We start from the raw sequence: 13,593 nt of genomic DNA, 5'->3' as shown, positions 1-13,593 counted from the left end.
GACCCTATAAGGAATGTCTATGAAACACTATTTTTCAATTATTCTCACAACGGCCATCATAATGCATTTTGCATCGGCGCAGCAAGAATTTGCAACTTTTCAGGATACAACGAATAAATTTACGGTTGCGTATCCGTCAACGTGGAGAGTGCAGCCAAAAAATCCGGGTTATGTGGTGATCTTTTATGCTGATAGCGGGAAAAATATGAACAACTATCATTCCAATGTATCTATCACTCTCTATGATACAGCCGGCCGCCACTCGACGCTGGAAGGACACCGGGAACGAATTTTAAAATTTATCGACGCGTTTACCGACAGTCTAGTAATTGATCAAACGGAAGGGACAACGATGGGTGGAATTCCCGGTCACTTGTTAGTCTATCGAGGAGTACAGTTTAGCAAGCAGTTGAAATATCTGAAAGGATTCGTCCTCAACAACGGTAAAGTGTACCATGTTACGTATACCGCCACACTGTCTGAATATGATAAATATTCTGACGCTGCAATGAAGATGATTCAATCGTTCGCATTTATTACTGCGCCAAAAATCAAAAAATAACCACACTGTGGGACGGATCTGTCATCTCAACAATTCAGACCGTCCCACTTTTCCCTTCTTTTTGCACCCCAACTTCAATGATGTGATACATCACAGAATTAAATACAGTGATTTCATACTATATTTTTATTTATCACTTTGCTGATCAGAGATGTGATAAGTATATTACTCGTGACAGAGGAATCATCCATTGAACCAAACAACGCTCACTAAAAATTCTATTGAGATAAGCTTGCGGAGATTTGCCGTAGGTACTGCGCTCCTATTGATCGCCGTTGGAACAATGGTGTTGATCGCTTGGATCTATGATGTTGAATCACTGAAGCAGGTGGTTCAAGGGTGGCCAACCATGAAGGTAAATACCGCTATCGGTTTTTTATTGTGCGGTGCTGCTTTATTGATTGTTCTGCGCGATCGTTCGCACATTCTGTATGCACAATTGATCGGATCGCTCGTGGGAGCGATCGGTGTCTTAACATTATATGAATATGCCACCGCAATTGATCTTGGCATTGATCAATTATTATTTCACGAATCATTATCAGATGCCGGTATTAGCATTCCGGGACGAATGGGAATTGTTACGGCAATCAGTTTTAGCATTGTTGGATTTGTCTTCGTCACACTCAATAATCGGTCATTGATATATGTCCACCAATTTATTTTGGTTTGCGGTGTCTATGTGATGTTGTTTATCGTCAATGGCTTTCTCTTCAAATATGAAACGATTGTTGCCATCAGTCCACTGATTATGGTCGCGATCCATACAGCGATCCTCTATATTTTACTTTCTCTTGCTCTGCTCAGTCTTACATCGGGTGCCGGATTCATGGCGCTTTTTATCAGTCCAACATCCGGTGGATTAATCTTACGACGGCTCTATACGGGGACGATCATTATTCCTTTTGCAATCGGTTGGTTACGAATGCTGGGGCAAGATGCACAATTATACAGCAATGAATTTGGCGTTGTCTTGTTTGCATTTTTAGTGATCCTAATCCTGGGTATCTTCGTTTCATGGATAGCTCTCATTATTCACCGACTGGATCTTGAGCGAAATAGTTTTCAACAGGAACTAGTAGAAAGCCGCGAACACTTCCGGAATTTGTTTGAGAATGCACCTGTGGGAATGTGCCGGTTCAATCTGGATGGGACAGGATTAACAGCGGTCAACGACAAACTTGCGGAACTTACCGGGTACTCCAAAGAAGAGATCCTATCGAATCGTTTACAGATTCTCTGGGTAACACCATCTGATTGGGAAACAATGATCTCCGATGTAAGGAAAAAAGGGTTCTTAACTGATCGCGAAACAGTAATCCGTACTAAAAACGGAGCAAAAAAATATTGTTTAACGTCGATCAAATTGTTGGGGAATGATTCCTTCATTGAAGTATCGTGGATTGACATTTCGGAACGCAAACATGCCGAAGAAAAACTGACCGGAACAATGAAAGAACTGGAGCGATCCAACAAAGAACTTGAACAGTTCGCGTACGTTGCTTCGCATGATCTACAGGCACCTCTCCAGTCAATCCTTGGTAATGCAGAGTTGTTGGAAGAGGAAATGGGAGGGAGTATTTCGGCATCGCAAAAAGAATATATCCAATACATTCGCGACGGCCTTTCACGGATGCAATCGTTTATTAAAGGATTATTGACATATTCTCGTGCCGGAACATCAAAGAAATTTGTTCCTGTGAATATGTACGACACGTTGGAAGAGATTCTGGTTACCTTTAGTTCCGTGATTCACAATAAAGATATCTCTATTACATTCGATCCGTTGCCGACAATTACTGCGGATGCGCTGCAAATGAAACAATTGGTGCAAAATCTTGTTGGCAACGCGATAAAATTCAGAACTCCCAATCCACTTTCCATTCATGTAGGAGTTCGGGAACATGCAGATGAATGGGAATTTATGGTAAAAGATAATGGTATTGGTATTGACGAGAAATATTTTGATCAGATCTTTGTCGTGTTCCAGCGCCTGCATACGAATGATGCATATGAAGGAACGGGAATTGGATTAGCGTTGTGTAAAAAAATTGTGGAGCTTCACAAAGGACGAATGTGGGTGGAATCTGAGCTGGGGAGAGGAACAATCTTTTATTTTACGATTGGGAAAAACTTGCAGTAAATATTTGAGGTCTCAAGAATTCAGAATGGCAGCAGAATTATTTTGAGGGATTAATAAAATCCCTTTTGTGTTTCACATCCGCGATATCTTTACGATTTCGCGGATGTGAATGATGAACCGACATTGTATTACAACACTTCTTTTTCTCCAAACCTCTTTTTTATCCATGCTCCGGCTTTATCCGAATATTCATCAACAAGAGAATAAGCCGTTGGAACGATCACAAGGGTTAAAAATGTGGAGATGGTTAAACCGAAAATAATTGCTACCGCGAGCGGTCGCCAAAAACCGGCGCTTTCAGATCCTGTGACAAAATGGAATTCCGTCCAATTAAAATCGTAACCGGTTCCCATCGGAATCAAAGCTAACACCGCAGCGGCTGCAGTCAATATTACAGGGCGTAATCGGACTCTCCCCGCTTCTACCAATGCTTCATCCAACGTTAATCCGCCTTCGGCATGTTTGTGTTTCACAAAATCAAGCAGAATAATTCCGTTACGAACCACAATGCCGGCCAGCGCAACAATGCCAACACCGGTCATCATTACGCTGAGCGGCGTTTGCGTAACCAATAAACCAAATAATACACCGATCAATGAAAGTACCACAGAAAACATAATAACAAACGGGACTTTCATGGAATTAAATTCCATCACCATAATTAAGAAAACAAGAAGCAGCGTTATGATAAATGCCTTGCCCAGAAAATCCGATGCTTTTTGTTGTTCTTCTTCCGATCCGGTCAGCTTTATGGCATAACCATTTGGCAGTGCAATTTCGGCGATTCTTGCTTTCACATCCTTCAACACTTCGGACTGAACGCGGCCGGACACATCGCCGCTGACGGTGATGACACGCTTCTGATCCTTTCGACGAATGTCCGTGACGGATGTTGTGCGGCGAATGTCCGCAACCGATGTGATTGGGATCGACAACAACTGTCCGCGGCGGTTCATGAAGTTGATGTGAAGATTTTCGAGATCAGCAGGAGAGGTTCGTTGATCTTCCTTCAACCGCACACGGATTTTGTATTCATCTTCACCCACGCGGTATTTTGATGCTTCCACTCCGGCAATGGCGGCGCGAACAGTAGAGGCAATCTGTCCGGTGCTGGTGTAGAACAAGCCTGCTTTTTCTCTGTCGACAATAATTTCTACTTCAGGACGACCTGTGTTGTAGTCATCTTTTAAATCGACAATGCCCGGAACATTTTTAATTTTTTCGCGAATCTGTTTGCTTATGATTGCAAGCTGCGAATAATCTTCACCCGAAACTTCAATGTTAACGGGAGAGCCGACGGGCGGACCCATTTGCTGTTTTGTTAAACGAATTTCAGCGCCGGCTATTCCAAGAGTTGCTTTGCGAACTTCTTCCATTGTCGCAAATGTGCTCTGAAAACGAAAATCCTTTTCTAAAAAATTGATCGCTATTCTTGCTTTGTTTGCTGTTCCTTGACCGCCAAAGTCGAACATATCGTCTGACGTGCCAACGTTTGATCCAATAAACTCAACATCATTCCTTCCAGGTATTGATGTAAGCCGATCTTCCAGGATTTTGGAAATAGCATTGGTCACTTCAAGCGATGATCCGGCTGGACATTCGATACTGATGCTTACCTGAGTCGGTTCGGTGTTCGGGAAAAATTCTACCCCTTTGTTGAACAGGGCGAAGAAAATGATCACTGTGAATAATAACGCAAATGCTCCCCAAATGGTTTTCCACTTGTTCTGCAAAGTCCATCGAAGTATCATCACATAATTTTTTTGTGCCCAAGGGAAGAACTTTTCATCAACTTCATGATAGAGGATTGTCAAAGGATTATATTTTTTATACCAATGCGGATGCTCCAGATTGAATTTTGCCTTTTTAATCTCTTTTCGGTAATTGATCCATTCCGCCGCTTGCACAGGGCTGATAACGTATGCAACGAAAAGAGATGCAGTCAAAGTTACAATCAACGTGATGGGGAGAAATTTCATAAACTCACCGACAATTCCCGGCCAAAAGAGGAGGGGAATGAATGCCGAGAGAATTGTCACCGTTGATGTTAAAACAGGAATGAACACTTCGCCGGCTGCTTTTTTTGCTGCAATGTTTGGTTCTTCCCCATATTCCTGCTGGTGTCGATAGGTGTTTTCAATTACAACAATGGCATCGTCCACTAAAATTCCTAAGGCAAGAACCAGGGCGAAGAGGACCACCATGTTCAGAGTGACACCCATTGCACCCAGAACGATATATCCCACAAACATAGAAAGCGGAATAGCGGTAGAAATCAGTAATGAATTTTTGAAACCAAAGAACATAAACAGAGTCAAGACAACAAGAAACATTCCGGTAATGATGCTGTTTTCCAGTTCGTGCACCATTCGTTTAATGAAGCGCGATTGATCATTCGAGATCTCCAGCTTAATACCCTCCGGAAGAGATTTTTGTTCTGCAGCAACAATCTCTTTCACTTCATCAGCAATGCGGATAAGGTTTTCTCCGGATCGTTTCCGTATGGCAAGCGAGACAACTTCAGCGCCATTCAATCGTGCGTACGTTTGACGGTCTTCAAACGAATAGTCGACCGTTGCAACATCCCGAAGATAAATTGGTTTTCCGTTCTGAATCTTCAAGACAATATCTTCCAGCGGTTTTACCGACTTGAATTCTCCCGGCACACGGACTGTGAGATTTCTTTCCTGGGTCTCAATCGTGCCGCCGGGAATCGAAAGATTTTCGGAACGGATTGCCCCTGCAACATCGTCGAAACTGACTTGATACGCGTTCATGCGGTACACATCCACATTCACTTGAATTTCCGGTTGCAATCCGCCGGTGACATCAGCACGCAGCACGCCGGGCACCGCTTCAATTTTGTCCTGCAGATCTTCCGCGATATTTTTTAAACGGGCGACTCCCACATTGCCGGCGGCGTTCACATACATAATAGGAAATTCGCTAAAATTGATCTCCGTAACGATGGGATCAAGAATGTCTGCGGGGAGTAGGTTACGAGTGGAATTGACTTTATCGCGAACCCGCCGCAGCGCTTCATCAACATCAATTCCGGTATTGAACTCAACGCGAATGGTGGAGAGCCCCTCTTTTGAAACCGAACTAATCTGTTTTATATCTTTTAGTCCTTTTAACGCTCGTTCAAGAGGCTGCGAGATCAATCCTTCAATATCGATTGGCGAAACACCGATATATGGAGTGGAGACAATAACAAGAGGAATGGTGATATCCGGTGTCGCCTCTCTCGGCATTCCGATATAGGATGTGTATCCAATAATGAGGATCATCACCATTAAAAGATAGACAGCAACTTTGTTATCAACTGCAATGTTCCAGATTTTCATTTTTCAAGTCTCCTGAGACGATCAACGATTATGCTTCGACTTGTCCTGAATTTGAAAACAATGGGGACTTCCACCAAAAAAAGAGGGGACAAGTGTTCAGCATGACTTACTATTTTTTTGTTTTTACTGACTACTGTGTTATCACAACCGGTGAACCATTCACCAATTTTTGGTTACCGGAAACAATTAACAATTCGCCCGCTTTCAATCCGTTGACCACTTCAACCAAATTTCCTTGTCGGCCGCCGATCGTTACTCGTCGTTCTTGCGCTGTTCCTTTGCTCTCCACGTACACAATGTATCGGTCACGATCAACAAGTTGAATGAGATTCTCGCTCACAAGAATTGCATCGCTTCGTTTTCGCCGAATAAGCGTTAGTTTGGCAACCATTTCCGGTTTTATTTTCCCGTTCGGATTCGGCAGCAGGACTTCAATAAGCATTGTTCGATTTGCGGCTGATACGGTAGAGCCGACAAATGTAACTTTCCCGTTCAACGTTACATCCGGCACGGCATCGAATGTCACTGATACCGAAGTTCCAATATTAATGGAACCCGAATATAATTCGGGAATATCTGCCTGTACTTTAATTGTGGATGTGTTAACGACACGTGCAATCGGTATTCCGGGTGCTGCCATTTCACCAACATTCGGCATTGTATTATCCACAACACCGTTGATGGGACTGCGAAGCTGAGTCCGTTCCCAGCGTGCTTTCATCAGATCGGCATTTGCTTTTGCGGCGTCACGTCCATACATCATGTTTTTGTATTGCAGTTCACTAATCCCTTGCTGATCGTACACGGATTGCTGTTTTTCGACATTCAACTGTGCCATTTTATATTGAGCATCGGCAGCTTCATAGCTTGCTTTAATCACTTCATCTTTCAAGATGACAAGGATGTCCCCTTTTCTGACCGTATCTCCTTTTTTCTTCTTCCATTCTTTTACGATGCCACCTTCTTCGGGACTCATCATAACATCTTCGAACGCTTTCACTGTACCAGCGACTTGGATTCCATCAACCATTGGGGAAGGTTGTATTTTCTCCACCGTTACGTTGATCGGTTGCGCTTTGTGTTCTATGGTTGCCGTCTCATTTTTTTTACATGATGAGAGCATCAACATACTTGCGACGATGAAGATAGCGGCAAGGTGTGATTGTATTGTTTTCATGTTTCATTCCTTTTGTCTATATAATATTATTCGTAACTGCTCAGCTATTATTTGGGTAAATCATAAATTACCTGTCATTCTGAGCGTAGCGAAGAATCTGAAAAAACTACACATGAGAGTTCGAGTGCACAAACCAGATTTTCCGCTTTTTGAATCCCGCTCTGAGCGGAATCCGAAAAGCGGGACTTCACTGCGTTCCGCAACAAAACTGCGGAACTCGTTCAGTGGCTAGGCCATCCCTTCGGGAAATGACAAGGATTTTATATTGTTTTATTTCATCGCCGAGTAGTTACTATTTTTAAATATTTATTCTTCATTCTCTTGTGCATACTCCGGCAATCGTCCCAGCATAGAATCGAGTTCACTGGCCGCGACGAGATAATCATAAATTGCCTGCATTCGATTCACTTTTGCTTGTGAGAGTGCAAGTTGGCCGTCGTTTACCTCCAATTGTGTTGCCGCATTCGAAAGAAATCGTGCGGTGACAATTTTATATCCGCGTTCTGCCGTTTCCACCGTCTTTTGCTGAGCGTCAACGCGTTTTCGGGCTTGCCGCAAATTTCCGATGATCGAACGGACTCCCATTTGCAGATTTCGTTCCAAACTACTTTTTTGTTCCTCGGTCTTTTGTTTTTCAAGTTGTGCCTGTTCTATGCGGGAAGAGGTTTGAAGACCTTGAAAAAGGTTGAGGGAAAAGGTCAAACCGACCTGCGACATTTTGTAGAAATCATTCGTTGAAATTCTATAATCATCTTTAATTGCCGTATAAGAGTAGGAACCGTACGCGGCAATGGTAGGAAGGAAGGTTGCCCGTTCCGCATTGACCGAAGCTCCATTGAGTTCAATCTGATGTTTGATAATATTCAGGTTGAGGTTCGATTCAAGAACGGTTTGATTTGCAGCGCTGAGTATTCCTTCGTCAACATCCTGAAAGACAAGATAATCCGATGGAACGATCGTCACAGAATCTGCAACACCCATAATGTTGCGAAGATTGTCCACGGCAAGATTAAAGTTTGTCTCGCTTTGTATTACAGCGGGACGAAGATTTTCCATGCCAACGGTTGCGCGGAGTTCGTCATACTCAGACACGATTCCCTGCGAACGCAGCAATTGTACATTCTTAAAATTATCTTCGGCATTTTTCAGATTCGATTGCATCATTAACAATGCTTCGTGTGCAAGAAGCGCAGTGTAATATGCTTTCCGCACTTTTGCCACCATTTCCACTTTTTTCTGCATATAAATATCGCGTGCCAATTTGGAATAGATATTAGCGGCGCCGACGCCGATAAAGACCGATCCGTTAAACAATATCTGCCGTACATTCAATGCCGCATTGGCCGAATTGGAGGGTGACATAGAGAATGGAAGTTCAATTAATTGTCCGGTTGGCTTCGGTACTTTTGCTGTTGAGTCCATCAATTTCACCAACGGATAGTAGATTGCATCCGGAAAATAACTTTTTGGTTTTGTAACAACGTGATTGAATGTTCCGCTGATATCGACCGAGGGCATTGTATAACCCCACGCTTCCATCACACGCGCGTCGGATCGTTTTACTTCCAGTCGGGCGGATTCCAGTTCCGGATTGTGGTGAATGGCTGTTCGTACGGCGGCATCAATGGAAAGAAAATATTGTATTGTGTCTGCATTTTGCGCCGGAGTTATCCCGGAGAGGAGCGCGAGCAAAACCACAACCGTGATGATAAAATGTTTCATCTGTTCCTCGTTAATAATTCACTAAAGCTTTTAAATCAAGTTTACCTTTTTCGGTAAGCACAGATTCAATAAATAAGATATTCGATATTCGTAAGGTATTATTGAGATCAATATTCAACTTTTCTTTGAACATCTCATGCTGATTGTCGATCCGCATCAGCAGCGTTGAAGCATTGGACCAGAGAATCATGACAATCTCCATAGGATTAAGATCCGTACGAAATTTATGTTCCGCCATTCCCTGGGTAATAATCTCAGTGACCATAGACCATAGCGTTTGATTAAATTCATCACACGATCGCATCATTTCCGCTGACACTTGCTTGTGGAATTGAGGCGTGTTAAAGAAGTGAAGCATGCGGAAATAATTCTTGTTTTGCTCGTAGAAAAGCGTATAGGTATCAGCAAGTTCCATCATTGTTTGCACAACAGAACGTTTCTGATTGACGACCTGAAGGAACATTTCATGCATAATCTTCAATCCGCGCATCATGACGGCGAGATAGAGGTCTTCCTTACTGTGATAGTATAGATAGAGAGTTCCTTTGGCAAGTTCAGCTGTTTCAGCGATCTCGTCCATAGTTGAGAGGAGAAGTCCTTTTTCGAAGAAGACTTTTTGTGCGGCGTCTATGATCGATTCTTTGCGGCTCTCTTTTTCCCGTTCCTTACGCTCTATGATGCCCATAGTGATAATCCAAAGAGAGGTTGTGTAGAAATATTCAGTATTCGTGGTGAAGAGGAATTTTTACACACTCTCGAGAATGACTTGCAGTCAGTTGGTATACACCAGTCTTGCGAGAAAACTCTCATGAAGCAAGGAGAAAAACGAGGAAGTTATTTTGGTTTTCGGATAAAAATATCTTGCGCTTTTTATTGAATGATTTTGGAAAAATTTGAGAAGGTACCGAGCAGATAAAAATTAAATGACGGAATTGCCGCAGAAAGAGTTTTTACTCTTCCCGATTTGCCTTCATCAATTCGCTAAACCGGATATTCTCTTTCAACAAATATCCCGATCCGATCAGCAATGGACAAAGATATAAAATTGCGTGGGTATAGACGACGTATGCAAGAGCAGTGCTTTCATTTATATGAAATACCTGCTCAAGAGTTATGGCGATGAAGGAATGGTAACTGCCAATCCCGTTTGGTGTGGGCATGGCCGAAGCAATTCCGGAAGAAATTTGCAGTGTTGCAGCAGAGAGCATCGTCAAATCAGTCATACCAAACAATCTGAAGGGAAGATACAAGAGGACGATATAGGTGAACCAGATGGAAAACGTCAGCAGCGCAATGATGCCATAATTCTTCTGCTCCGTGCTTGCCTGAAAACCATGTATGAATGAATCCATTATTCCGTCGATCTTTTTTCTGGATGCGGAAGGGGCAAGCGCCGATATTTTTTTAACAAACGAAAAAACAATTCCAGATGTAAGGAAAAGAGTGATAAACAGAATAAACAGGAAGGAAGCGATAATGTATAAAACCCATTCTGTACCTGATAAAAATGGAAACCATAACATAATCGACTCAACGTTAAGAATCACAACCGTTAGGAGTACGGTAGCAAAGCTGATAAAGTCCAGCAGACGTTCTAAAATGACCGTGCTGAGTAACGCACTTGTCGGAATGTGTTCTTTTTTTCCCAATACATAGGAACGTACAAGTTCTCCTGCACGGGGTAGAATTCCGTTGATCATAAAACCGATCATTAACGATGAAAATGCCGCATGGAGAGAGATATCTTTTTTTACCGGTTCAATGAGAATCTTCCATCGGATGGCGCGAAGCAAATGGCTGAAGGTGTGCAGGGCGAAGAGTCCGACGAACCATATGAGAGGTTGCCGAAGCATCGTGTTGGTCAGTTCGCCCAGATCTTTTTCGCGAAAGGCGATCCAAATAAAGAGGAGCGTCAGCAGTAAGCTGACGGCGATACGAATATAGAATGATCCCTTTTTCACGGAAGAGTGCCGTTAACGCACGGTAATCCTTCTGTTTAATGTTTCATATTCAGCATTGTTCGGATTGAGCTGATATAATTTTTTTAATGCTGTTTTTGCTTCCAGCATTCTGTTCAATATCAGCAGCGCCTTAATCGTCCTTACCTGAAGCTCTTCGTTGTTCGGATATAAAACCATTCCTTTTTGAGCTATACTCAGAGACGCATCGGCGCTGTCATTCCAAAGTTGTACATCGGCCAGAGCTGTATAGGCATCAACGTACGTTTCATCGCGCAGCAGAACATTGTTCAATAACCGTTTCGCGGTTTCGTAATCCTTATTCCACGCAAATGTTCGCGCAAGTAGTGTGCGTGCATCGTGAAAGTTTGGTGCTGCTGCCAGAATGCGTCGGCAGATCAGCCGGGCTTCATCTGTTTCCTTATTAAAGGCTTTCTCTCGCGCGAGAAGAAACAACTTATCCAGATCCAGTGAGAGCGAATCGATCCTTTTGAAGGCAATCATATCATCCGGCGTGATGTCGTCATCAATCAGTTCCTGAATTTGTGGGTAGAGTTTGTTTTCATCGATAACATACTTATTGATCTGCTTAAACCGTTGAAGCTTACCGAACACCGATTGATAGATTGTATCGTTCTGAATCTCCTCAAGATCCATTTTCGGTTTTAATTCAAACAGCTGTTCGCCCGAAATGAAATAAGTTCCGTCCAAATAATCCGCGATCTCTTCTTTTACCCGGATAAATGGCATGGAATGAATATTTCTGAATGTTTGGGCAGTATCGATTCCATCGCCGAGCCAATGCGCTTTTTCCGGAATGCGAATGTTATATCGAGATTTTAAAAATGCAAGAATACTCGGCGTAACATCAAGATGCGAAGAGACCGAGGAAAATGTTACCGACTTTTTTACGAGAGGGGAGAAGACAATAAGAGGAACGTGGAATCGATCGATCTTTGTTGCTGAAGGAATGGGAATAATTCTGTGATCTCCGGTGATGAATATAATCGTGTTCTTAAAATCAGGGCGCTTGGAATATTCCGTGATTAAATATCGGAGCGCATCATCAAAATAGATCAAGCTGGCAAACTGGTCCCGATACGTTGAAAACTCATTTCGTTGTTCCGGAGTGAGTTTCATTCGGGAGAGCACTTCTTGAAATCGTTTCAAATAGTGAGGGCGATTTGGCGGGATATACGGTTCATGCGTACTCATGGTAAGATAAATATCCAACCGCGGACCGGGGCGTTGATCGCTTAATATTTCGATTGCTTTGCGAAATACATCCCAATCCGGAAAACCCCAGGTGAATCCGCTCTGGTCACCTGCTGCCTTGTGATATTCAACTCCGAATTTCGATTCGTCCATAATCAGGTCAGTCTGTTCCCGTTCCAGGAAAACATCCTTCTTATCGAAGTTCTTATTTCCGCCGTACATGAAGTTGACGTAGTAATTATTTTGTTTTAACAATCTGATCATGGAAAGATGGCGCGGCATTTTGTATTCAAGTTCGTTAAATCCTTTATCTCCATACGGAAGCGATCCGAATAATGAAGGGAGCACTTCAAATGTTCTGCCGGATGTGCTGAGAAAGTTTTCCCAATACAAACTTTGCCGCGTCAATGAATCAACAAATGGAAGAAATCCTCCGTAGCGTGCTCCCGCCCCCACAAAATCACGCCCTAATCCTTCCGCAACAATCACGACAATATTCGGAACGGTCGGGGTCGATTCCAAAAATGGTCCCAGCACATCACGATAGGGAAAAATTTTCACCAGGGGGTATTCCTGGCCAATGTTCGATGTTGAGATGGAAGGCGCCGTGAAGAACTGCACTGCTTTTACCGCAAAATAGTGAGATTTGTTAACGGAAAGATTGTATTCCAAATCAGATGAAAAATCTTTTACGGTGGGAAACATGAACGGTGAAAGGAACAACATTACAAGGGAAATACCCGTGAACATAGCGGCGAACATTTTCCCGAACTGCATGCGTTTGCTCAGAATACGATGCAGCAAAATAATTGCGACGAGAATAATGTATGGTAAAAAAGTTTTAATGCCGATTCCGGATGATGTCTTTATAGTGAATCGTATATCATCCATCGTATATCCAAAAAAGTCCGTCCCCAAAGGAACAAGTGTTACGGTAAAATATTGTATCAATCCAAAATGGATGATTCCCCCAGCCGCCAGCATCAGATAATATGTCCACCGCGCTGCTATTGGTGCATATGCCGCGAGCGGAACTAGAAAAATTGATAAAAATCCCGATAGAGTGAAAAAAAATATCATATCCGATGAGATCATCGGGGGGATGATTTCGATGAAAGGAATTGAAACAGCATGTTTTAAAGATATAACGATTACTTCATATACTCGGAGCACAATAACCAAGGTAAACAGAGCCAGGCTGAGCGTGGTAAATTGTTGCAGAGCAAGGGTAAAACGTCCGATCGTAGATTGGGGAATTTGTTCAGTAGTCATAAGAAAATGGTGAATAGACAATAAAGAAAATATCGGAAGAATATAATCAACTCAATCCTGCAATGAAAGAAGGATTTTAATGTTGTTCTTGGGTATCACAATGAAGGATAGAATAATCGTAGTGATACGTGATGGTATTACCGAAAAGAGAGTATCACCGACGAAAAATCCCATAGAAAAATAAACGTAAAAAATGG

The 13,593-nt window shown here is 42.7% G+C and carries 8 protein-coding genes; 2 read left to right on the top strand and 6 right to left on the bottom strand.

Annotation, left to right across the window (positions count from 1 at the left end):
- The first annotated feature begins 19 nt into the window (after positions 1-19).
- Both WDA22_15385 and WDA22_15380 read left to right on the top strand, forming a co-directional pair.
- Positions 20-562 (top strand): PsbP-related protein, encoded by a 543-nt coding sequence (locus WDA22_15385; protein MFA5834858.1) that lies wholly within the window; start codon positions 20-22, stop codon positions 560-562.
- A gap of 190 nt (positions 563-752) precedes the next feature.
- Entirely contained in the window at positions 753-2,705 is a 1,953-nt protein-coding gene (locus tag WDA22_15380; protein ID MFA5834857.1) for an ATP-binding protein, read from the top strand.
- Positions 2,706-2,833: 128 nt separating this feature from the next.
- Here the strand turns inward: WDA22_15380 and WDA22_15375 are convergent, their stop codons facing one another.
- From WDA22_15375 to WDA22_15350, 6 genes are all read right to left on the bottom strand, one after another.
- Entirely contained in the window at positions 2,834-6,052 is a 3,219-nt protein-coding gene (locus WDA22_15375) for an efflux RND transporter permease subunit (protein ID MFA5834856.1), read from the bottom strand.
- 130 nt (positions 6,053-6,182) lie between these two features.
- Positions 6,183-7,229 (bottom strand): efflux RND transporter periplasmic adaptor subunit, encoded by a 1,047-nt coding sequence (locus WDA22_15370; GenBank protein ID MFA5834855.1) that lies wholly within the window; start codon positions 7,227-7,229, stop codon positions 6,183-6,185.
- 306 nt (positions 7,230-7,535) lie between these two features.
- A complete protein-coding gene (locus WDA22_15365) occupies positions 7,536-8,951 on the bottom strand; it encodes a TolC family protein (protein MFA5834854.1) in 1,416 nt (471 codons plus the stop codon).
- Positions 8,952-8,961: 10 nt separating this feature from the next.
- Entirely contained in the window at positions 8,962-9,636 is a 675-nt protein-coding gene (locus WDA22_15360; GenBank protein ID MFA5834853.1) for a TetR/AcrR family transcriptional regulator, read from the bottom strand.
- 265 nt (positions 9,637-9,901) lie between these two features.
- Positions 9,902-10,912, bottom strand: coding sequence for a lysylphosphatidylglycerol synthase transmembrane domain-containing protein (locus tag WDA22_15355; GenBank protein MFA5834852.1), 1,011 nt, complete (start codon positions 10,910-10,912; stop codon positions 9,902-9,904).
- A gap of 12 nt (positions 10,913-10,924) precedes the next feature.
- The gene (locus tag WDA22_15350; GenBank protein MFA5834851.1) at positions 10,925-13,396 is read right to left on the bottom strand and encodes a sulfatase-like hydrolase/transferase; all 2,472 of its coding nucleotides are present in this window, start codon (positions 13,394-13,396) and stop codon (positions 10,925-10,927) included.
- Positions 13,397-13,593 lie beyond the last annotated feature (197 nt).

It is taken from the genome of Bacteroidota bacterium, assembly GCA_041658205.1.
In the GTDB taxonomy this organism is placed as follows: domain Bacteria; phylum Bacteroidota; class Ignavibacteria; order UBA10030; family UBA8401; genus UBA8401.
This window is presented reverse-complemented; position numbering and strand designations above follow the sequence as displayed.

Excerpts from the sequence above, each read along its gene's own strand:
- WDA22_15385 (MFA5834858.1), top strand. The coding sequence starts at position 20 with ATGAAACACTATTTTTCAATTATTCTCACAACGGCCATCATAATGCAT.
- WDA22_15375 (MFA5834856.1), bottom strand. The coding sequence starts at position 6,052 with ATGAAAATCTGGAACATTGCAGTTGATAACAAAGTTGCTGTCTATCTT.
- WDA22_15370 (MFA5834855.1), bottom strand. The coding sequence starts at position 7,229 with ATGAAAACAATACAATCACACCTTGCCGCTATCTTCATCGTCGCAAGT.
- WDA22_15365 (MFA5834854.1), bottom strand. The coding sequence starts at position 8,951 with ATGAAACATTTTATCATCACGGTTGTGGTTTTGCTCGCGCTCCTCTCC.
- WDA22_15360 (MFA5834853.1), bottom strand. The coding sequence starts at position 9,636 with ATGGGCATCATAGAGCGTAAGGAACGGGAAAAAGAGAGCCGCAAAGAA.
- WDA22_15350 (MFA5834851.1), bottom strand. The coding sequence starts at position 13,396 with ATGACTACTGAACAAATTCCCCAATCTACGATCGGACGTTTTACCCTT.